General features: G+C 64.4%; 20 protein-coding genes. 5 read left to right on the top strand and 15 right to left on the bottom strand.

Features of this window, described 5'->3' with window-relative positions; all coding sequences use genetic code 11:
• Positions 1 to 149 precede the first annotated feature (149 nt).
• The 3 genes from XH89_RS29890 to XH89_RS29900 all read right to left on the bottom strand — a co-directional run bounded on the left by XH89_RS29890 (position 150) and on the right by XH89_RS29900 (position 1,738).
• Positions 150 to 638 (bottom strand): VOC family protein, encoded by a 489-nt coding sequence (locus XH89_RS29890; protein ID WP_194463933.1) that lies wholly within the window; start codon positions 636 to 638, stop codon positions 150 to 152.
• Between the two features lie 26 nt (positions 639 to 664).
• Positions 665 to 1,093 carry a VOC family protein gene (locus tag XH89_RS29895; RefSeq protein ID WP_194463934.1) on the bottom strand — a complete coding sequence of 143 codons (429 nt, stop codon included), beginning with the start codon at positions 1,091 to 1,093 and terminating at the stop codon, positions 665 to 667.
• Between the two features lie 129 nt (positions 1,094 to 1,222).
• Positions 1,223 to 1,738 carry a cupin domain-containing protein gene (locus XH89_RS29900; protein ID WP_028134790.1) on the bottom strand — a complete coding sequence of 172 codons (516 nt, stop codon included), beginning with the start codon at positions 1,736 to 1,738 and terminating at the stop codon, positions 1,223 to 1,225.
• A 127-nt stretch (positions 1,739 to 1,865) separates the two neighbouring features.
• Between XH89_RS29900 and XH89_RS29905 the strand changes: the two genes are divergently transcribed.
• A complete protein-coding gene (locus XH89_RS29905) occupies positions 1,866 to 2,084 on the top strand; it encodes a CsbD family protein (protein WP_194463935.1) in 219 nt (72 codons plus the stop codon).
• A gap of 60 nt (positions 2,085 to 2,144) precedes the next feature.
• Here the strand turns inward: XH89_RS29905 and XH89_RS29910 are convergent, their stop codons facing one another.
• The 5 genes from XH89_RS29910 to ggt form a co-directional block, all read right to left on the bottom strand.
• Positions 2,145 to 2,609 carry an FKBP-type peptidyl-prolyl cis-trans isomerase gene (locus XH89_RS29910; protein WP_194463936.1) on the bottom strand — a complete coding sequence of 155 codons (465 nt, stop codon included), beginning with the start codon at positions 2,607 to 2,609 and terminating at the stop codon, positions 2,145 to 2,147.
• 62 nt (positions 2,610 to 2,671) lie between these two features.
• The gene (locus XH89_RS29915) at positions 2,672 to 4,963 is read right to left on the bottom strand and encodes a xanthine dehydrogenase family protein molybdopterin-binding subunit (protein ID WP_194463937.1); all 2,292 of its coding nucleotides are present in this window, start codon (positions 4,961 to 4,963) and stop codon (positions 2,672 to 2,674) included.
• A 2-nt stretch (positions 4,964 to 4,965) separates the two neighbouring features.
• A complete protein-coding gene (locus tag XH89_RS29920) occupies positions 4,966 to 5,943 on the bottom strand; it encodes a xanthine dehydrogenase family protein subunit M (protein ID WP_246767650.1) in 978 nt (325 codons plus the stop codon).
• 42 nt (positions 5,944 to 5,985) lie between these two features.
• A complete protein-coding gene (locus XH89_RS29925; protein WP_194468673.1) occupies positions 5,986 to 6,549 on the bottom strand; it encodes a (2Fe-2S)-binding protein in 564 nt (187 codons plus the stop codon).
• A 217-nt stretch (positions 6,550 to 6,766) separates the two neighbouring features.
• A complete protein-coding gene (ggt, locus tag XH89_RS29930; RefSeq protein WP_194463939.1) occupies positions 6,767 to 8,353 on the bottom strand; it encodes a gamma-glutamyltransferase in 1,587 nt (528 codons plus the stop codon).
• Between the two features lie 185 nt (positions 8,354 to 8,538).
• On the opposite strand from ggt, the gene XH89_RS29935 reads away from it, so the two are divergent.
• Both XH89_RS29935 and XH89_RS29940 read left to right on the top strand, forming a co-directional pair.
• Positions 8,539 to 9,366 (top strand): rhodanese-related sulfurtransferase, encoded by an 828-nt coding sequence (locus XH89_RS29935; RefSeq protein WP_194463940.1) that lies wholly within the window; start codon positions 8,539 to 8,541, stop codon positions 9,364 to 9,366.
• Complete coding sequence (locus XH89_RS29940) at positions 9,356 to 9,574, top strand: SlyX family protein (RefSeq protein WP_194463941.1); 219 nt, start codon at positions 9,356 to 9,358, stop codon at positions 9,572 to 9,574. The genes XH89_RS29935 and XH89_RS29940 overlap by 11 nt, the downstream gene beginning before the upstream one ends.
• Positions 9,575 to 9,580: 6 nt before the next feature.
• Here XH89_RS29940 and XH89_RS29945 read toward each other — a convergent pair whose 3' ends face one another.
• A complete protein-coding gene (locus tag XH89_RS29945) occupies positions 9,581 to 11,482 on the bottom strand; it encodes a diguanylate cyclase (RefSeq protein ID WP_194463942.1) in 1,902 nt (633 codons plus the stop codon).
• A gap of 174 nt (positions 11,483 to 11,656) precedes the next feature.
• Positions 11,657 to 11,872, bottom strand: a complete 216-nt coding sequence (locus tag XH89_RS29950; protein ID WP_194463943.1) for a hypothetical protein — start codon at positions 11,870 to 11,872, stop codon at positions 11,657 to 11,659.
• Positions 11,873 to 11,982: 110 nt separating this feature from the next.
• Between XH89_RS29950 and hemE the strand changes: the two genes are divergently transcribed.
• On the top strand, positions 11,983 to 13,017 hold the full coding sequence (gene hemE, locus XH89_RS29955) for a uroporphyrinogen decarboxylase (RefSeq protein WP_194463944.1): 1,035 nt from the start codon (positions 11,983 to 11,985) through the stop codon (positions 13,015 to 13,017).
• Positions 13,018 to 13,265: 248 nt separating this feature from the next.
• Here the strand turns inward: hemE and ccoG are convergent, their stop codons facing one another.
• The 5 genes from ccoG to XH89_RS29980 all read right to left on the bottom strand — a co-directional run bounded on the left by ccoG (position 13,266) and on the right by XH89_RS29980 (position 17,797).
• Complete coding sequence (gene ccoG, locus XH89_RS29960; RefSeq protein ID WP_194463945.1) at positions 13,266 to 14,690, bottom strand: cytochrome c oxidase accessory protein CcoG; 1,425 nt, start codon at positions 14,688 to 14,690, stop codon at positions 13,266 to 13,268.
• Positions 14,691 to 14,699: 9 nt separating this feature from the next.
• Positions 14,700 to 15,014 carry a metal-sulfur cluster assembly factor gene (locus tag XH89_RS29965; RefSeq protein WP_194463946.1) on the bottom strand — a complete coding sequence of 105 codons (315 nt, stop codon included), beginning with the start codon at positions 15,012 to 15,014 and terminating at the stop codon, positions 14,700 to 14,702.
• Positions 15,011 to 15,520: a DUF2249 domain-containing protein gene (locus tag XH89_RS29970; protein WP_194463947.1), complete on the bottom strand. Its 510-nt coding sequence runs from the start codon at positions 15,518 to 15,520 to the stop codon at positions 15,011 to 15,013. Before XH89_RS29970 ends, XH89_RS29965 begins: the two co-directional genes overlap by 4 nt.
• Positions 15,521 to 15,530: 10 nt before the next feature.
• Positions 15,531 to 16,868: a hypothetical protein gene (locus XH89_RS29975; RefSeq protein ID WP_194463948.1), complete on the bottom strand. Its 1,338-nt coding sequence runs from the start codon at positions 16,866 to 16,868 to the stop codon at positions 15,531 to 15,533.
• Between the two features lie 167 nt (positions 16,869 to 17,035).
• On the bottom strand, positions 17,036 to 17,797 hold the full coding sequence (locus XH89_RS29980; RefSeq protein ID WP_246767652.1) for an FCD domain-containing protein: 762 nt from the start codon (positions 17,795 to 17,797) through the stop codon (positions 17,036 to 17,038).
• Positions 17,798 to 18,018: 221 nt separating this feature from the next.
• On the opposite strand from XH89_RS29980, the gene XH89_RS29985 reads away from it, so the two are divergent.
• Positions 18,019 to 19,665, top strand: coding sequence for an L-lactate permease (locus XH89_RS29985; protein WP_194463949.1), 1,647 nt, complete (start codon positions 18,019 to 18,021; stop codon positions 19,663 to 19,665).
• Position 19,666 lies beyond the last annotated feature (1 nt).

The following is a 19,666-nucleotide window of genomic DNA, read 5'->3' on the forward strand; positions in this document are numbered from 1 at the left end:
TAAGATCTAGGCTGGATCTTGTTGGGTGGGCAAAGCGCAAGCGTGCCCACCGCCTGTCTCAAGCGGAGAAAGACGGTGGGCACGGCGCGGTGCGCCTTTGCCCACCCCACGGCACCTGTGTTGCCGTCACGACTGCACTTATGTTTGCGTCACGCCGCAGACTTCCCCTCGAACGCTCGCCGCAGGACCTCCACGTCCAGCTTCACCATCTTCATCATGGCCTGCCAGGCGCGGGCGGCGGCAGCCTTGTTGGGGCTCGACAGGTACTCGAACATCACCTTCGGCACCACCTGCCAGGCCACGCCCCAGCGATCCCTGAGCCAGCCGCACTGCTCTTCCTTGCCGCCATGGGCGAGGAACGCATTCCAGACGCGGTCGACCTGGGCCTGGTCGTCGCATTGGATCATCAGCGAGATGGCGTGCGTGTATTCCATCTTCATGCCGCCATTGAGCGCGACCAGGGGTTGCCCGGCCACCATGAACTCGACGACCAGCACCGAGCCCTCCTTGCCGGACGGCCCGTCCGAAACGTTGCGCTGAACGTGCGTGATCTCCGAATTCGGAACGAGCGAGACGTAGAACTTTGCGGCCTCCTCGGCATCGCCGTTGAACCACATGCAGGGCACGAGCTTGGACATTGCGAATGCTCCTCTTCAGCTTTCGATCAGGCGTTCGCCATGGCGGGCTTCGGAGGGACAGCCGCCATGTCCAGCCAGTTCACGCCCCACATATGACCATCCGGATCCTCAAAGCTGCGGCCATACATGAAATCATATTCGTCAATCGGGCTGGGATCGGCCACCCCACCGGCAGCCGCGGCCTTGCCGACGATCTCGTCGACCTCGCGCCGGCTATCGGCGGAGAGGCAGAACAGCGCCTGGTTCGAGGTCTTGGCGTCAGCGATCGGCTTCGGCGTGAACTGACGGAATTTGTCGTGCGTCGTCAGCATCGCGTAGATGGTCTCGGAAAAGACCATGCAGCTTGCCGTGTCGTCACTGAATTGCGGGTTCCTGGTCGCGCCGATCGCCTCGTAGAAGGCGGTCGCACGCTTGAGGTTGGTCACCGGCAGATTGAGGAAGATCATCCTGGGCATCGAGAGCTCCTTGGGCGGGGTTTCTGCCCAAGGACGGATGGCTGGGCCGCCATCCGACACCGCTTTCGAATTTTTTGACGTTCGCCTGCGGGGTTCTGTCGCATCGACCCCCACGCGGGGATCCCGGCCTTACTTCTTCTCGTTCGGATCCCGATGAACAGGGTCGATCCACAGCACGGTTTCGGGCTTCTCGACCGGCTCGATGTCGAGATTGATCGCGACCGCCTCGCCGTCGCTGCGCACCAGCACGCATTCCAGCACCTCGTCGGGGCTGGCATTGATCTCCTGGTGCGGCACATAGGGCGGCACGAAAATGAAGTCGCCCGGACCGGCCTCCGCGGTGAATTGCAGGCTCTCGCCCCAGCGCATCCGCGCCTTGCCCTTCACGACGTAAATCACGCTTTCGAGGTGGCCATGGTGATGCGCGCCGGTCTTGGCATCGGGCTTGATGCTGACGGTGCCCGCCCATAATTTCTGCGCGCCGACGCGGGCGAAATTGATCGCAGCCGCGCGATCCATGCCCGCCGTCGACGGCACATTGGTATCGAGCTGATTGCCGGGAATGACGCGCACGCCGTCATGTTTCCAGCGATCGTCGTGATGATCGTGGTCATGGTGGGAATGACTGTGGTCATGGCCGGTCATTGATCTTGCTTTCTGTTGGTTCCGTGCGCGGCAAGCTAACCAAAGCCGGCCTATCAAGCCATACCAAAATCGGAACCCTCATAGTCGCCAGATGTTGTCTTCGCGAGCAATCTCGAAGGAGAGTTTCATGGGTAGCACCAGCGACAAGATCAAGGGCAACGCCAACGAAGCCATCGGCAAGGCGAAGCAGGGCATCGGAGAAGCCGCCGGTTCCGAGCGCTTGCAGGGCGAAGGCGCCGTGCAGGAAGTGAAAGGCAAGGGCCAGAAGGCCATGGGCGATGCCAAGGACACCGCGAAGGAAGCAATCGATCGCGCCGCTGCGGCGGCCCGTCGCACAACCGAGTAACATGCGTTCGACTGAAAGCGAAAAGACCGGCCGCAGGGCCGGTCTTTTTTGTTTGTGCGATTATTTCACGCCGAGCAATTCGACGTCGAACATCAACGTCGCGTTCGGCGGGATCACGCCACCGGCGCCGCGCGCGCCGTAGCCGAGCTGCGGCGGGATGATCAGCGTGCGCTTGCCGCCGACCTTCATCGTGGCAACGCCCTCGTCCCAGCCGGCGATGACGCGGCCCTTGCCGATCGGGAATTCGAACGGCTCATTGCGGTCGACGGACGAGTCGAATTTCTTGCCCTTCTGGCCGTTCTCGTAGAGCCAGCCGGTGTAGTGCATCACGCAGATCTGGCCGGGTTTCGGCGAGGCGCCGGTGCCGACGACGCTATCGGTGATCTGCAGTCCTGAAGCTGTGGTCATGGTCTTTCCTGCGGTCTGGGCCGAGGCCGTGGTGGAAACGAATGTCGACGCATTGCCGATCAATGTGATCGCGAGCGCCGACATGATGGCAAGGAGCACGCGCTGGAAACGCTGCATAAAACACCTTCCGTTTGAGGCGGAAGGTGTCTAGCGCAACGAGCATGCGGTTTCCACCCCCTTTAGACCTCGATATTTTCCAACCGCACCGGCAGCTTGCGAATACGCTGGCCGGTGGCGTGGAAGATCGCATTGCAGATCGCCGCATTGGTGCCGACATTGGCGAGCTCGCCGAGCCCCTTTGCACCGGCCGGGTTGATGTGATCGTCCTGCTCGGAAAGCAGGATCACCTCGACATCAGGCACATCGGCATTCACGGGCACGAGATAATCGGCAAAATTGTCGTTGACGTAGCGCGCGGTGCGCTCGTCGATCTCGGTCGCCTCCAGCAGCGCCGAAGACATGCCCCAGATCAGGCCGCCCATGAGCTGGCTGCGCGCCGTGCGCGGGTTCATGATGCGGCCGGCAGCAAAGGCGCCGACCAGGCGAGGGCAGCGAATCTCGTGCGTGAAGCGGTTGATGCGAACCTCGACGAACTCGGCTCCGAAAGCGTAGGCGATCTTGTCCTTTATGGCCGCGCCGCCGACCAGGCGCGCGTGACCGCTGTGCATGGCCTTGAAGGAATCCAGCGGCGCGCCTTCCGGTTTCCACTCGCCATATTCCTCGACCACGCCGACGCTGAGCGCGTCGAATGCCTTCTCCAGATCGAGGGGACGGTCACTCTTCGCCGCCTGGGTCGTCGGCGTCTGGCCGATGCCGACGGTTTCCTTGGCCTTATCCGTCAGACTTTCGTTGGGCGTGACCGCCTTGAACAGACGCTGGCGGATCTGGTCACACACCATCATCACGGCCGAACAGGTGCTGGCCGTCGAATTGGAGCCGCCCGCGACCGGCGCCGGCGGCAAGTCGCTGTCTCCAATAAAGACAGAAACCTTCTCGAGGGGTACGCCGAGCCGCTCAGAAGCGGTCTGGGCGATGATCGTGTAGGCGCCGGTGCCGATCTCGTGGCCGGCGATCTCGACCCGGGTCCGGCCGTCGCGCTGGAGACGCACGCGCGCGGCCGAGGGCGCCATCTGTGTCGGGTAGCAGGTGGCGGCACACCCATAGCCGATCAGCCAGTCGCCGTCGGACATTGATTTTGGCGCGGCCGAGCGCCGCGCCCAACCGAAGGCCTTCGCGGCTTCGTCGAAACACGCCATCAGCGACCGCGACGTATAGGGCTTGCCGCCGATCGGTTCATTGGTGGTGTCATTGATGCGGCGGAGTTCGACCGGATCCATGTTGAGCTTCGACGCCAGCTCATCCATCGCACTCTCCAGCGCGAACAGATACGGCACCTCCGGCGGCGAGCGCATGAAGCCCGGCGTGTTGCGGTCGGCGCGCACGATCGACACGAGACTGTCGACATTGGGACAGGCATAGAGGCGCGTCGTGGTTTTAGTCCCGCCGACGCAGTAGGGGTCGGCGCGCGACGACACCTCGGCGCCCTCGTGCCTGAGCGCAACCAATTTGCCGTCACGGTTCGCACCGAGCTTGATCTCATGACGCGTCTCGGCGCGATAGGTCGCAATGGTAAACCCCTGATCGCGGGTCGGGATCAGCTTGATCGGCCGGTTCAGGCGCCTGGCGATGCCGGCAATAATGGCGGTGCGCGGCGTCATCGAGCCACGTGAACCAAACCCGCCGCCGACATAAGGATTGACCACCCTCACCTTGTCGGCGTCGATGCCGAGCTGCTCGGCAACGCCATTCTTCAGGCCATAGACATATTGGCTGGGCTCGTAGATGACGAGATTGTCGCCCATCCAGGCGCAGCTCGTCGAGAACAGCTCCATTGGATTGTGGTGCTGTGTCGGCGTGTCGTAGGACGCGGTGAGCTTGACCTCGGCCTCCTCGAACGCCTTGGCGAAATTGCCGACCTGCGGATCTTCCTTGAACTGCGCATTCTGGCCTTTTGCGGCGGCTTTCGTCGTTCCCGGCGAATCGAAACTGGCGCTTGGCGTCATCGCCGTGTAACTGACCTTGACGCGATTGGCGGCCTCGCGCGCGGCTTCGTAGCTCTCCGCGACGACCACTGCGATGATCTCACCGTCATGGGCGATGTCGGCCGACTTCAGCGGCTGGATCGTGGTACCGGCATAGCCGCCATTGCTGAAGAGTTTTGACTCCTTCAGATCAGGCGCATTCTCGTGCGTGACGATGTCGATGACGCCACGGACGTGTTTGGCATCGTCGAGATCGAAGCTGTTGATGCGCCCCCTGGAAATCGCACTGGTGACCAGGAATGCATAGGCCGGGTTGTCCAGCGGCATATCGGACCCGTAGGTCGCCCGTCCCGTGACTTTTGCAGTCGCATCATAGCGCGGCACGGGCTGGCCCATATTCGCCTTCGGCTCGGGAGCGGCAGCGGTCATGGTCAGATCTCCATCGTTACGGCCTGCTGGAGCGCGCGAGCCACAACGCGCTTGCCGAGCGCGATCTTGAAGCTGTTATGCTGGCGTCCCTTGGCGTCGGCAAAGGCGGCATCCGCGGCGCGCTGCGCCAGACTGTCGTCGAATTTTTGTCCCCTGAGCTGCGCTTCCGTCTCTCGCGCGCGCCAGGGCACCGTGGCGACGCCACCAAGCGCGACACGCGCGTCCCGAATGGTGCCGTCCTGCACATCGAGCGCGACAGCAGCCGACGAAAGCGCGAACTCATAGGATTGCCGGTCGCGCGCCTTCAGATAAACCGAGCGCGGCCAGCGGCCCGAAATGACGAAGGCGGAGATCAATTCGCCCGGCTGAAGCGTGGTCTCGATTTCCGGCGTATTGCCCGGCGCCTTGTGCAGTTCGGCAAACGGCATGCTGCGAGTCCCGGACTTGCCGGTAATCTCGACCGTGGCGTCCAGCGCGATCAGCGACTGGGCGAAATCGCCTGGATAGGTCGCGATGCACTGGTCGGATGTGCCGAGCACCGCATGCATGCGGTTGAAGCCATCCATCGCGGCACAGCCGGAGCCCGGATTGCGCTTGTTGCAATTCGCGTAGGAGACATCGCGGAAATAGCTGCAACGCGTCCGCTGCATCACGTTGCCGCCAAGCGTTGCCATATTGCGCAGTTGGGCGCTGGCCGCGAGTTTCAGGGAATTGGCGATGACCGGATAGTTGCGCTGGATCTCATCATGTGCGGCAACATCCGACATCTTCGCGAGCGCGCCGAGACGCAGGTTACCCTCGCCGGGCCAGATCGCCGACCAGCCCTGCGCCAGCGGATTGATGTCGACGATCGCAGCCGGCCGCATCACGTCGAGCTTCATCAGGTCGATCAGCGTGGTGCCTCCGGCGAGCGGCTGTGCCGTCGCCTGCGTCAGCGGATTGTTGGCGGCCGCGGCGACGCCGAGCGCCTGTACGGCCATGTCAGGGTCTGTCGCCCTCTGATACGAGAACGGTCGCATGGGCTAGCCTTTCAAGATCTCGGGCGCAGCCTGCTTCACGGCGGCGACGATGTTCGGATAGGCGGCGCAGCGGCAGATGTTGCCGCTCATATATTCGCGGATGTCCGCATCTGTACCGGCATGTCCCTCCTTCACGCAGGCGATCGCCGACATGATCTGGCCGGGCGTGCAATAGCCACATTGGAAGGCATCGTTATCGACGAACGCCTGCTGCATCGGGTGCAGCCGGTCGTTGGTCGCAAGGCCCTCGACGGTCGTGATCTCCTGGCCCTCGGCCGCGAGTGCAAGCGTCAGGCAGGAGACGACGCGGCGGTCGCCGATCAGCACCGTGCAGGCGCCGCACTGGCCGTGATCGCAACCCTTCTTGCTGCCGGTCAGTCTGAGATGTTCGCGTAGCGCATCCAGCACCGTGGTGCGCGCGTCGAGACTGAGGCGCTTGTCCTGACCATTGACACGCAACGTGACGTCGACGGGAAGCGCGGGATCCTGGGCCGCCGGCATTCGCGCTTCACGCGCGGCCGCGCGCGCAGCGAACGGAACAAGGGCGCTGCCTGCGGCACCGGCCATGAAGGCGCGCCGGTCGAATCCGGATGGTCGGGAACTTGAATGATCGGGCATGGACGGCCTCCGCCGCTTCGAAAACAGAGCGGCGCACGCCTGCACTGCTCACGACCCACCAACTTGGGGCCATGAGCTCCGTTCCGAACGGGAAAGGGCGACGCAGCCCGATGCCACGTCGCCCCTCCGTCAACTTTTCCTGAACTCTTCGCCAGGAACCGCGCGATCAATAGCCCAACGCGCAGCCGTCCTTGCGCGGATCGGAACCGCCGGTGAGCGTACCCTTGTCCCAGTCGATCCAGATCGCCTGGGCCCCGCCAAGCGGACCGACCACGCTGGTGGTCTTGTGGCCGAGCTTCTTCAGGCCCTCGACGATCTCAACCGGCACGCTGTCCTCGAGCTGGTACTGGCCCTCGTAGTGCAGGCCGCGCGGCATGTCGATCGCCTCCTGCACGTCGCAGCCATAGTCGAGGATGTTGGTCAACAGATGGGTCTGGCCGGTCGGTTGATACTGTCCGCCCATCACTGCGAATGACATTGTGGAACGGCCGCCCTTGGTGAGCAGCCCCGGCATGATCGTGTGCAGCGGACGCTTGCCACCTTCGATGCAGTTGGGATGGCCCGGCTGAATGCGGAAGCCACCGGCGCGATTTTGGAACAATACGCCGGTCTTGTTGGAGACGATCGCCGAGCCGAAAGAGTGCGCGACCGAATTGATGAACGAGCAGACGTTGCGATCCTTGTCCACGACCGTGATGTAGATGGTCGAGGGATTCATCGGCGGCGCGACATTGGGCAGGTCGAGCGTGCCGTCCATGCGGATCTTGCTGATGTACTCGTCGGCAAAGCCCTTCTCGAGCATCTCGGCGACGTTGATCTTCATGTGCTCGGGAGAGGCGACATGCATCTCGCGATTCATGTAGGCGATGCGCGCAGCTTCCGCCTCGAGATGGAAGCGCTCGACGCTGACGGGCGCATAGTTGGTCAGGTCGAAGCGCGAGAGGATATTGAGCATCAACAGCGCGGTCACGCCCGGGCCGTTCGGCGGGCACTGCCAGACGTCGTAGCCCTTGTACATGGTGCCGATCGGCGTCGTCGTTTCGGTGGTGTGCGCGGCGAAATCGTCGAGCGTGTGCAGGCCGCCGATGCCGCGCAGGGTCTCGACCATGTCCTCCGCGATCTCGCCCTTGTAGAAGGCATCGCGGCCGTCCTTGGCGATCGCCCGCAGCGTCTTGCCAAGCTCGGCCTGGCGGATGACGTCGCCGGCCACCGGCGGCTTGCCGCCCGGCAGCAGGTAGCGCACGGTGTTGGTGCCGTTCTTCAGCTTCTCGAACTGGTTCTTCCAGTCGAACGCGATGCGGGGCGCAACGACATAGCCTTCCTCGGCCGCCTTGATCGCCGGCTGCAGCAGCCGGTCGAAGCCGAACTTGCCGTGGTCGCGCAGCACGGTGGCAAACGCATCGATCACGCCGGGGATCGAGACCGCATGCGCGGAGGTCAGCGGCACGGAATTGATCTTGCGCTCGAGATACCAGTCGGCATTCGCCGCCTTTGGCGCACGGCCGGAGCCGTTATAGGCGATGATCTTGCCCTCACCGCGCGGCTGGATCAGCGCGAAGCAATCGCCGCCGATGCCGGTCGATTGCGGCTCGATCACGCCGAGCAGCGCCGAACCCGCCACCGCCGCGTCCACCGCCGTGCCGCCCTCGCGCAGCACCTCGATCGCGGCAAGGGATGCCTGCGGATGCGAGGTCGCCACCATCGCATTGGTGGCGTGGACCGTGGACCTGCCGGGGAAATGGAAGTTTCTCATCGAATTCTTGCTCTTTCTCAGACCGTGGGCGCGGATGGCACGCCATCCCGGAAAAACCCGGCTTACATGACACATTCCGGCCCACCCGGGCAATGCTGGCATGCCACGGAAATGGCTGCCATCCGCCGGGAATAGAGCTGCTGGTTGCGGGTTTTCTGGGCGCCGGCCGCCTGCTAAACGGGCGCATGATTTACAAGGTCTGCGCGTTCTACCAATTCGCCGCCCTGCCCGATTACCGCGAGCTGCGCGAGCCGCTGCGCGCGTTCTGCGCCGACCTGTCCCTGAAGGGCAGCGTGCTGCTGGCTCAGGAGGGCATCAACGGCACGATCGCGGGCTCGGGCGAAGCGATCGACGCCTTCGTCCACGAACTGGCGCACGGGGCGATGTTCGGCGGCAGGCTCGACCATCTCGAACTGAAGTGCTCGACCGCCGAGGCCATGCCGTTCGGCCGGCTCAAGGTGCGGTTGAAGAAGGAGATCGTCACGCTGGGCGACCCCGCCGCGGACCCGACCCGGCAGGTCGGCATCTATGTCGAGGCCGCCGAATGGAACGCGCTGATCTCCTCGCCCGACACGCTGGTGCTCGACACCCGCAATGCCTTCGAGGTTGCGATGGGCACGTTCGAGGGCGCGGTCGATCCCGACATCAAGAGCTTTGGCCAATTCAAGGAATTTGCCGCGGCAAAGCTAGACCCCGCGAAACACAGGCGTATCGCGATGTTCTGCACCGGCGGCATCCGCTGCGAGAAGGCCAGCGCGCATCTGCTGGCGCGCGGCTTCGCCGAGGTCTACCACCTCAAGGGCGGGATTCTGAAGTATCTGGAAGAGGTGCCGGAGGCACAGAGTCGCTGGCGCGGCGAATGCTTCGTGTTCGACGAGCGCATCGCACTTGGTCACGGATTGCGCGAGCGGGGCTTGCGCGAACAAGTCATGTGCGAACAAGACATGTGCGAACAAGACATGTGCGAACAAGTCATGTGCGAACAAGTCATGGGGCAGGCAAGTGACGAGTGAGATCAAGACGCTCGCCGAGCGCATCGACACGCTGGAGACGCGCCTCGCCTATCAGGACGACACCATCGAGGCGCTGAACCAGACCATCACCGCGCAGTGGAAGCAGATCGACACGCTGACGCGCCAGCTCGCGCAGCTCAGCGAGCGGCTGCAAGAGGCCGAGGCGAATGCGCCGGGGCCCGCCAACGAGCGCCCGCCGCATTATTGAGCGGAACTACTGGCCGGATGCCTTGGGCAGCAGGGTCGTGACCTCGCCGGACATCATCAGCCGATCGCGACCGCCATCCTTGGCGGCATAAAGCGCCTGGTCCGCAGCCTCCACCAGCGAATCCGTGCCCGCGGTACGTTCGAAGGCCGGTCGGCAGGCTGCGCCGCCCACCGAGAGGGTGACACATGCAGCCGGATTGGAAGCGTGGACCAGACCCGCATCGTGAACGGCGCTGCGGATCCGCTCGCCGACGCGGGCACAGCCGGCGGCATCGGTGTTCGGCAGCAGCATGGCGAATTCCTCGCCGCCATAGCGGGCCGCAAGATCACCTGTCCGCTGCACCTCGGCCGCGATGACCTTCGCCACCACGCGCAAGCAGGCGTCGCCTGCGGGATGGCCATATTCGTCGTTGTAGGATTTGAAGTGATCAACGTCGATCATCAGGAGGCCGAGGCTGGAACGGTCGCGATAGGCACGCGCCCATTCCTCCTTCAGCCGCTCGTCGAAACGGCGGCGGTTGGCAAGGCCGGTGAGACTGTCCTCGATCGCGAGCGTCTCGAGCCTGGTCTCCAGATTCTTCTGCTCGGTGATGTCGCGCGAGATCGCGACCACGCCGTCGACAGTGCCGTTGTCCTTGCGCGTCACCCGCATGGTCGATTCCAGCCAGACCTCGGACTTCTGCCGGTGCACGTTGCGGTAAGTGAGGCGCGCTTCGTCCATGTCGCCGCGCTTCATGGCGTCGACGATCGCCTGCACATGCGGCCGGTCTTCCGGATGGATGCCGGCGAGCGCGTCGGTGCCGATCAGCTGATTGGGGCGCCAGCCGACGACGCGGTTGGACGACGGCGAGACGTAGCGCAGCCGCTCGTCGAGCCCGATGCGGGTGACCATGTCGCTGGAACCTTCCGCGAGCAGGCGGAAATGCGCCTCCTTCTCGACCAGTGCCGCCGCCATGCGCTGGCCGCGTTGCAACTGCCGCACCAGCACCGCGCCGATGATCGCGATCAGCATCACCAGCGCGACCACATACAGCATGCGGGAGATCGCTGCGGCCCGCCACGGAGCGAGCAACTCGTCCTGGTCGACAGTGGCGAGCACAAGGAGCGGGTAACGGCCAGAGCGCTTGAAGAAGCTGACGCGTTGGGCGCCGTCCAGCGGCGATTTGAAACGATAGGCGCCGCTCGGCCGTTGCAGGCTCGGGTCGCGGAACAGCGGCGCGTCGGCGACGCTGCGTCCGACGAACCGCTCGTTGTTCGGATTGCGCGCGATGATTAGGCCGTCGCCATGCACGAGCGCGACCGAGCTGTTGCGCCCGATCTCGAACTGCTCGTAGAAGTGCGAGAGATAGCCGGCGCTGATGGTTGCGAGCACGACGCCGCCGAAGCTGCCATCCGGCTTGTTGAAGCGCCGTGACAGCGTGACGACCGATTGCCCGTCGAGCACGCTCTTCACGGGGTGTCCGACATAGGCGTCGCGCTTCGGCGAGAGCTGATGGTGACGGAAGAACGTATCGTCGCTGAGCGTCGATGCGATGGTCCCGGGCGAGGTCAGCCAGTTACCCTGGTCATCGATGATGGCAAGGCTGTGGATGCGCGCGACCGCCGTCTTGCGGGCTTCAAGGACCTTGCCGAGCTTGGCGATGGTGGACGGGCCGGTGCCGTCCATCTCCAGCCGACTGACGACACCGACGACGCCGGAATCCAGGAGGTCGAGGCTGTCCTCGGCATGCTGCGTCAACGAGCGCGCGACGTTCGCCATCTCGGTTTCGGCGCCCTTGAGCACCGCGTCCCGCGCCGCCCATTCACGCCAGCCGCTGACGCCGAGGATTGCGACGCAAGTGAGCACGACAAAAGCTGCCGCGCGCAATGGCAAGCGGCTCAGTCCGGCTCTCTGTGAGGCGAGGCTCATGCGGCAGAAGTCTCCAATAGCCGGAAACTCTGCCGCTTCTGTTATTGAACCCTGAAGCATCCGCCCGGATTCGCATTCATCTACGGGTTTTCCCGTACTCCTACGGACCGGGGCTTCTGCAGATCGCTAACAAGGTCTTATCAAGACTATCGGAAACTGGCGGCCTCCCGCTCGCTAGCTGAAGATCGACTTGACCTTGTCCCAGAGCGAAGGATGGTCGGCCTCTGCGTCCGCCTTCGACGGCGTCGGCTGCGTGGCACTCACGGGATCGGAGGCGGGAAAGGTATCTTCCAACCCGGTATCGAGCTTGGCGTGGCGGTCGGCCGCAAGCGCTTCGTGCAGATTTTCGGCGTGCTTGTCATGCGGCGCGGGATTGAATGTCTGAGCCATGGAATCCTCCTCCATTGGCGGGTCAACGCGACGCATTTGCGCTGGTTCCCCTGTTCCGCTTCTGCCCGCGGCGGTGTATCAGGAACCCCGGATCTGCATCAGGAAGTCTCGTGCCCCAAACTGCAACAAAGCCTTTCATCGACGTCCTCGCCGGCCGACGGCAAACCATCCCGCCGATGTGGATGATGCGGCAGGCCGGCCGCTATCTGCCTGAATATCGCGAGGTCCGGGCCAAAGCCGGTAGCTTCCTCGATCTCTGCTTTAACCCGGAGCTCGCCGCCGAGGTCACGCTGCAGCCGATCCGACGGTTCAGCTTCGATGCGGCGATCATCTTCTCCGACATCCTGGTGATCCCCTACGCGCTCGGCCGCTCCGTCCGGTTCGAGGTCGGCGAAGGTCCGCGGCTCGAGCCGCTGGACGATCCGGCCAAGGTCGCAACGCTCGCCGCGCAGGCGGACTTCGGCACGTTGCAGCCGGTGTTCGACGCACTCAGGATCGTGCGCGGCGCGCTCGATCCTGAGGTCGCGCTGATCGGCTTCTGCGGCGCGCCGTGGACGGTTGCGACCTACATGGTCGCGGGCCAGGGCACGCCCGACCAGGCGCCGGCGCGGATGATGGCCTACCGGCATCCGGAGGCGTTCTCGAAAATCATCGACGTGCTGGTCGAGACCTCGATCCGGTATCTGCTGGCGCAGCTCGAGGCTGGCGCCAACGCCTTGCAGATCTTCGACACCTGGGCCGGCGTGCTGCCGCCGGCCGAGTTCGCGCGCTGGTCGACCGAGCCGACACGGCGCATCGTCGAGGGCGTGCGGGCGAAGGTGCCGGATGCCAGGATCATCGGCTTCCCCCGCGGCGCCGGCGCGCAATTGCCTGGTTACGTCGAGGCGACCGGTGTCAATGCCGTCAGCATGGACTGGACCGCGGAGCCCGCCTTCATCCGTGAGCGCGTGCAGAGCCGCGTCGCGGTGCAGGGCAATCTCGATCCGCTGGTGCTGATCACGGGCGGCGATGCGCTCGACCGTGCGGTGGACGATGTGCTGGCGAACTTTGCCCAAGGTCGCTTCATCTTCAATCTCGGCCACGGCATCCAGCCGGCGACGCCGATCGCCCATGTCGAGCAGATGATCAAGCGGGTGCGTGGATAAGATACTAGCGGACGCTCCATGTCGTCATGGCCAGGCTTCAACGAGCGGAGACCAAAACCGCGAAAACAACCCCATGCACCGTACAAATCGTTGGGGGATTTCGCATGATGCGGTCATGCGATTTTTCCGAAGATCATTTGACCCGTCGGGCAAAACAGGCGCATACTGCGATCGTCACCCGGGTGGCCCCTGACGCTCGGCCCAACGCAGCGAATCGCGAGATGAGCGCCGGGACTTGATCGCGCGCGTCACCGCTCGATGAAGCGGTCCGTGGCAGAGAGCGCGCGGCCGGTCTCGTCACGGGCGGTGAACACAACGTCCCCCTGCCCGGCGTCCGCTGCCGTCAAGGTCACGCGCAGAGATTCCGATGCGTCGGCGGCGATCTCGATCGGAGCGAGGCCCTCGTTACCGACGATGGACAGCCTTCCGTCGATGCCGCTGACGGACAGCGTGTAGCGATGAGGGCTCGACGATTTGTTGAGCAGCTTCACCGTGTAGGCATTGCGCAGGGAACCGTCCGACAGGCGAACGGCGACGGGATCGCGATCGTGTTGGACCGACAGGGTCGCGGTGGTCTTCATCGCGAACGCAACGCCGATCGTTCCGGCCAGTGCAAGGCAGGCCGCCGTAAGGCCGAGCGTCTTCGGCCGCAGCAGACGGTTGCGAGGAGGCTCCTTGCTGCGCCCCCGTTCGATATTGGCCCAGCTTTCGTAATCGATCAGACCGCGCGGGCGCCCGAGCTTCGCCATCACGCCGTCGCATGCATCGACACAGAGGCCGCAATTGATGCATGCGAAATTCGGACCCTCCCGGATGTCGATGCCGATCGGACAGACCGCGACACACTGGCCGCAGTCGACGCAATCGCCTGCCGTCTCACCGCGCAGGCGCAATTCGGCCGCCTTCTTCGCGGAGGTCCGCTGCTCGCCGCGGTAGTCGCGATAATTGACGGTATAGGCCTCCGGATCCCAGATCGCGCCCTGCAGGCGCGGCCAGGGACACATGAAGGTGCAGACCTGCTCGCGCGCAAAACCCGCAAGCCCATATGTCGTGCCCGTGAACACCAGGATCCAGGTCAGGGCGTTGGCCGACAGATTGCCGACAGCCAAGCCGCGCAGCAGGTCCGGCGCGTCGGTGAAGTAGAAGATCAGCGTGCCGCCCGTCACCAGCGAGATCAGAAGCCACGCCGCGTGCTTGGCGACGGTCTGGGCAACCCGCTTGGGCGTGAGGGGCGCTCCGATGTTCTTGAGACGCTGGCGTCTGTCGCCTTCGATCAGGCGCTCGACGAGCAGGAACAGATCGGTCCACACCGTCTGGGGACATGCGAAGCCGCACCAGAGACGTCCCGCCAGCGCGTTGGTGAGGATCAGGAGCGTCGAGGCGAGCACCAGGAGGCCGGTGACCAGATAGAGATCCTGAGGCCAGATCTCGACGAAGAACGCGTAGAGGCGCCCGTTGGCGAAGTCGAGCAGCACGGCCTGGTCGGGCGCGTTCGGCCCGCGATCCCAGCGGAGGAACGGGGTGACGTAGTAGATCGACAGAGTCAGCAGCAGGATGGCCCATTTGATCCTTCGGATGGGACCCTTGGCGACCTGCGGAATGACGGGCGAACCGGCAGCGGCTGCTGCCTTGGCCCGGGTCTTCGCGTGATTGATCTCGATGGTGATGGCCATGACGCGCGGTCAATTCACGGCGGCGAAGCCGAGCGAGGCGCGGACCCCGGCCTTCATGAGATCGGGGGTCCAGGCCGGCTCGAAGGTCATCGTCACGTCGACGGAAGCGACCCCTGCAACGGTCGACGCCGCCGCCTGCGCTCCTTCCTTCAGGAAGGACGTCGCGGGACAGCCGGGCGTCGTCGCCGTCATCGTGATGCGGACCGCCCCGTCTGCGACTGCGATGTCGTAGATGAAACCGAGATCGACGATGTTTTCGCCGAGTTCAGGATCGATCACGACGCGCAGCGCGCCGCGGATGTCGTCGACCAATCGGTCCGTCATAATGGCGCCCTCACGGTCAGTTCGTAGGTGGCGCCGTCAGGGCGAAATCCACCGAGCCAGCGAAAGCCCCGCTTCTCGAGCTGAGGAAACAGGAACACCGGCTCTCGCCGCAGAAGAGACGTCAGCGTCTCGCCAGGCCCGAGCTTTTCAGCCGCAGCGAGGATCCGGACCATGGGCTCGGGCGGATCGAGGTCGCGGTTGTCGAGCTCCACGACGGGCTCGGGCCAGGGTACGAAGGGCGAATTGCTTGCGACGATCGATGTGGTTTCCGGCTCGGCTCCGACAGGCGTGAACAGCACCTCCCATTCACCGCCTTCGAGTTCGCTTGCCGAATGAGCGAAGCCCTTGTCGGCCATGACGGTGAACAAAGGGACCGGCTTGAACGGCGCGTAAAGGCGCAGACCCTGCCCCTGTTGGAGACCACCGACCGCGGCCATGATGACCGAGAACGGCTCGCCTCCGGCACGCAGGATCGGACGGGCATCGACATCCAAATAGTCTGTCATTGCGAACTCCTCAGGTTTTGGCGAACAGCAGGTGCGGCGCAACGGCGCCCGCCGGCAGGCGCAACGGCGAGGCGACATCTTCCAGCCGCCGGATCCGAACGATTTCGCGGACGATCCCGACGACCCCGACGGTCATCGCGGCCGCGGCCATCCGGAACGCGCCCGGCTCTGCCGCCAGCAGAGCGAGCGTCCCCATCCAGACGGAGACGTAGTAGATCGTGAACCACTTGCTCGCCCTGCTTTCCGCGACCAGGTCCTGGACGCGGGGCGTCGGCGCGCGCCCCATCACCGGTCCGTAGGTCTCGAGCCAGGTGAGAAACGCGACGATCTTGTAGAGCTTGGCCAGGACCAGCCCCGACAACCAGCCGAACGCCACCAGGAAGGCAAAGGCACCCAAATAGAGCGGCAGTGTTCGCGTCGAAACGAGCACGATTCCCAGCAGCCCCGTAGCCGCCAGACTCGCGAATGACAGCATCGCCATCCGCATGTTGAGTTCGAGATGGCGCCGCTTGCGGCTGCGGAAGATGGCGGCGATGTCCCGCCCGTAGAGAGCGGCGCAAGCCAGGCCGAAAAGTGCGGCGATCGAGAGCACAGTGTTCAGCCCCAGCTGGAAGCCTATGGCAATGGCACCGCCGCCGACGGTCGCCGCGATCGCGAGCGCGCCGGCGGCGAGCGTGAGGCGGCTCTTCCGGTCCTCGACGTCAGGCGCCAGCATGAACATGGACAGCAATCGGTAGCTGACGCCCATGGCCGTCAAGGTCAGCCAGCCGCCGAGCCCGGCCACCGCATGCAGCGGGATGCCCCGCGCCAGGACAGCATCGCCCATCCGCCCGGCCCATCCGGCCAATGCGAACGCGAACACCGCGCCGAATGCGGCCGTTGCGCAAAGCGAGGCCAGGCCAACCAGGACGAATCGTGCCGGTCCCGTCGGCCGCCGCCAAGCCGTTAGACCGAGATCGACCACGACGAGGCCGAAGCCGACGACCAGCAGCACGGCCCCGAGCGGCAGCAGCCATGGCGCGGACGGCAGGCGGGCGCCCAAAGCCATGAACCCGGCGAGCAGCGAGACCAGTCCCGCCGTCAACAGGACCAGGGCAGGCAGGGCCCATCGTTCGCAGAACAGAGGCTGTGCCACCAGGACAGGCACGAATTGGAAAAGCGCTCCGCACATCGCGATGCTCAGCCAACCGATGCAGACCACATGCACCAAAACCAGCGTGTCCGGTGCTGCCAGATCCGCAGCTGGGTGTCCGATGCCCGCGACCATCAGCGCGAGCGCGACCAGCAACCAGGTCAGCGCCGCCGCGAAGTAGGTCATCGTCCATCGGGAAATGCTGCCGCCGATCATGATCGTCTCGTCATCCCAGCCCAAATCGCGGCGCGATCGGTCGCGCCCTCGCCACACGTAAGCTTTCCGGGTTCCATGACGGGAAGCCTACCCGGGCGGGCCGCTGAGATCTTTGTGATGTCGCAAAGAAAGCAATATATCGCAGCGCGATACGGCCGAAGACCCTATCAGGCGAGGAAATCGCTGCGATTCACCCGGCTGAGCGAGGTTTCGAGCCGGAGATCGTCGCGCCTGATCTCTTCGACCGTCTCGAAGGTGAAACGGATGTGCTCGGCCGCTGCCGCTTCAGCCTCCTTGGTCTTGCCTGCGATCACGGCGTCCGCGAGCGCCAGATGTTGCTCCAGCAGCTGGTCGCGGACGCCCTCGCGCAAATAGAGCTGCGCGCGGCTGTAGAAGATGTTGTTGCGCAAGAGCTCGGCGAGCGCACGCATGACGTGGAGCAACACCACATTGTGGCTCGCCTCGTAGATGAGGAGGTGAAGGTCCACGTCGGCGTCGCCCTCCTGGGTCGGATCTTCAAGCTTGTGGGCCTTTCGCATCCGATCGGCGCAATCCCGGATCGCCTGACGGTCGAGATCGGTGGCACGCAGCGCGGCGAAGCGGGCGGCGTGCGCTTCCTGAATCCTGCGAAATTCGAAATAGTCGGCCGTGACACGCGGCTTGTCCTGCAACAGCGTAGCCAGCGGCCGCAACAGCGGCGACAGGAACTGGGCGACGAACGTCCCCGAGCGGGTGGTGGCGAGCAGGCCGCGCTTTTCAAGGATTTGCAGCGCCTCGCGCAGTGAGGGCCGGGAAATCTCCAGCTTCTCGGCGAGATCCCGCTCGGCCGCGAGCTTTTCTCCCGGCCGCAATACGCCTTCGAGGATCAGCTTCTCGATGTGATCGGCCATCGCTTCCGCGATTTTCGGGGTCCGGACGACGTTGCTCAAGGCGGCACCTATCCCTTTGGCGAAACGCGCAGATTCGTCGTCCGAGTATGGGGCTTTCGCACCCTCGGTCAAGCATACGCCCCACCGCCGATATCGGATGAACAATACTTCCCAATTGACAATTCTGGTTAATTAATTTTACCAAATCGCTCATCGGACAATATAGATGCCCAAGACCGCGAACCAGCGGCGGCAGATGAGGACAACGCGAGGAGATTTTCGTGGCGTGGAACCAGGCTTACGACCCCTTTAACAATCCATGGCTCTCGACCGCCGCGGCGGCGTTGCCGGTCATCGTGCTGTTGAGCGCGATTGCGATTTTCGAGATCAAGGCGCATTGGGCGGCGGCCCTTGGCCTCGTCACCGCCCTCGGCGTTGCGGTGTTCGCGTTCGGCATGCCGGCGGGCATGGCCGGGATGGCCGCGATCTACGGCGCGGGCTTCGGACTCCTGCCGATCGGCTGGATCATCATCAACATCATCTTCCTCTATCAGCTTCTGAACGAGAAGGGCGAGTTCGCTGTCCTGCAGCACTCCGTCTCCTCGATCAGTGACGACCGCCGCCTGCAGCTGCTTTTCATCGCGTTTTCGCTAGGTGCGTTCTTCGAGGGCGCAGCAGGGTTCGGCACGCCGGTTGCGGTCACCGCCGCGATGCTGATCGGACTTGGCTTTTCGCCGCTCGCCGCGTCGGGCCTGTCGCTGATCGCCAATACCGCACCGGTCGCCTATGGCGCGCTCGGCACGCCCGTGATCGCGCTCAGCGCAGTGACCGGGCTCGATCTCCAGCAGCTGAGCGGGATGATCGGACGGCAGCTGCCGTTCTTCTCGCTGCTCGTGCCGTTCTGGCTGATCTGGGCCTTCGTCGGCTTCCGCAAAATGCTCGAGATCTGGCCGGCGATTCTGGTGGCCGGCGTCTCGTTCGCCGTTCCGCAATATCTGGTCTCGAACTTCCATGGCCCGTGGCTGGTCGACGTGATTGCCGCAGTGGTGTCCATGGCAAGCCTCGCGCTGTTCCTGCGCGTCTGGCGGCCCGCGCATGCGATGAAGGAGATGCCGGCGCGCTATGGCACCCCGCTGTCCGGTGAAGCTCCCGCCGGCAAGACCACGAAGGCGGCGGTCGCCAAGGCATGGACGCCCTGGCTGATCTTCTCGGCCTTCGTCTTCGCCTGGGGCACGCCGCAGGTGAAGACCTGGCTCGATGGCATCTGGATCGCGAAGTTTCCCGTCCTCGGGCTGCACAACCTCGTGCTGAAGGCGCCGCCGGTCGTGGCCAAGCCGGTCGCAGAGGGCGCGGTCTATGTGCTCAATCTGCTCTCGGCGGCCGGCACCGGCATCCTCCTGTCGGCGATCATCTCGGGCCTGCTGGTCGGCTACGGTCCGTTCGGTCTGATCCGGATGTATGTGCGCACGCTCTATTTGACGCGCTATTCGCTCGCGACCATCGCCTGCATGCTGGCGCTCGGTTTCGTCACCCGCTACTCCGGCACGGATGCCACGCTCGGGCTCGCCTTCGCCAAGACCGGGGCGCTCTATCCGTTCTTCGGCGCGCTGATCGGCTGGCTCGGCGTCGCTCTGACGGGATCGGATACGTCCTCGAATGTGCTGTTCGGGGGACTCCAGCGCATCAGCGCCGAACAGATCGGCGTGAGCCCGGTGCTCATGGCCGCCGCCAACAGTTCCGGCGGCGTCATGGGCAAGATGATCGATGCGCAAAGCATCGTGGTCGCCTCCACCGCCACCAAATGGTACGGCCACGAGGGCACGATCCTGCGCTTCGTCTTCTTCCACAGCTTCGCGCTCGTCATTCTCGTCGGCATCCTGGTGCTGGGCCAGGCCTATATCTGGCCGCTCAAGCTGCTCGTGCCCTGAT

The organism is Bradyrhizobium sp. CCBAU 53340 (assembly GCF_015291645.1).
Taxonomy (GTDB): domain Bacteria; phylum Pseudomonadota; class Alphaproteobacteria; order Rhizobiales; family Xanthobacteraceae; genus Bradyrhizobium.

Excerpts from the sequence above, each read along its gene's own strand:
- XH89_RS29890 (WP_194463933.1), bottom strand. The coding sequence starts at position 638 with ATGTCCAAGCTCGTGCCCTGCATGTGGTTCAACGGCGATGCCGAGGAG.
- XH89_RS29895 (WP_194463934.1), bottom strand. The coding sequence starts at position 1,093 with ATGCCCAGGATGATCTTCCTCAATCTGCCGGTGACCAACCTCAAGCGT.
- XH89_RS29900 (WP_028134790.1), bottom strand. The coding sequence starts at position 1,738 with ATGACCGGCCATGACCACAGTCATTCCCACCATGACCACGATCATCAC.
- XH89_RS29905 (WP_194463935.1), top strand. The coding sequence starts at position 1,866 with ATGGGTAGCACCAGCGACAAGATCAAGGGCAACGCCAACGAAGCCATC.
- XH89_RS29910 (WP_194463936.1), bottom strand. The coding sequence starts at position 2,609 with ATGCAGCGTTTCCAGCGCGTGCTCCTTGCCATCATGTCGGCGCTCGCG.
- XH89_RS29915 (WP_194463937.1), bottom strand. The coding sequence starts at position 4,963 with ATGACCGCTGCCGCTCCCGAGCCGAAGGCGAATATGGGCCAGCCCGTG.
- XH89_RS29920 (WP_246767650.1), bottom strand. The coding sequence starts at position 5,943 with ATGGCCGTACAGGCGCTCGGCGTCGCCGCGGCCGCCAACAATCCGCTG.
- XH89_RS29925 (WP_194468673.1), bottom strand. The coding sequence starts at position 6,549 with ATGGCCGGTGCCGCAGGCAGCGCCCTTGTTCCGTTCGCTGCGCGCGCG.
- ggt (WP_194463939.1), bottom strand. The coding sequence starts at position 8,353 with ATGAGAAACTTCCATTTCCCCGGCAGGTCCACGGTCCACGCCACCAAT.
- XH89_RS29935 (WP_194463940.1), top strand. The coding sequence starts at position 8,539 with ATGATTTACAAGGTCTGCGCGTTCTACCAATTCGCCGCCCTGCCCGAT.
- XH89_RS29945 (WP_194463942.1), bottom strand. The coding sequence starts at position 11,482 with ATGAGCCTCGCCTCACAGAGAGCCGGACTGAGCCGCTTGCCATTGCGC.
- XH89_RS29950 (WP_194463943.1), bottom strand. The coding sequence starts at position 11,872 with ATGGCTCAGACATTCAATCCCGCGCCGCATGACAAGCACGCCGAAAAT.
- ccoG (WP_194463945.1), bottom strand. The coding sequence starts at position 14,690 with ATGGCCATCACCATCGAGATCAATCACGCGAAGACCCGGGCCAAGGCA.
- XH89_RS29965 (WP_194463946.1), bottom strand. The coding sequence starts at position 15,014 with ATGACGGACCGATTGGTCGACGACATCCGCGGCGCGCTGCGCGTCGTG.
- XH89_RS29970 (WP_194463947.1), bottom strand. The coding sequence starts at position 15,520 with ATGACAGACTATTTGGATGTCGATGCCCGTCCGATCCTGCGTGCCGGA.
- XH89_RS29975 (WP_194463948.1), bottom strand. The coding sequence starts at position 16,868 with ATGATCGGCGGCAGCATTTCCCGATGGACGATGACCTACTTCGCGGCG.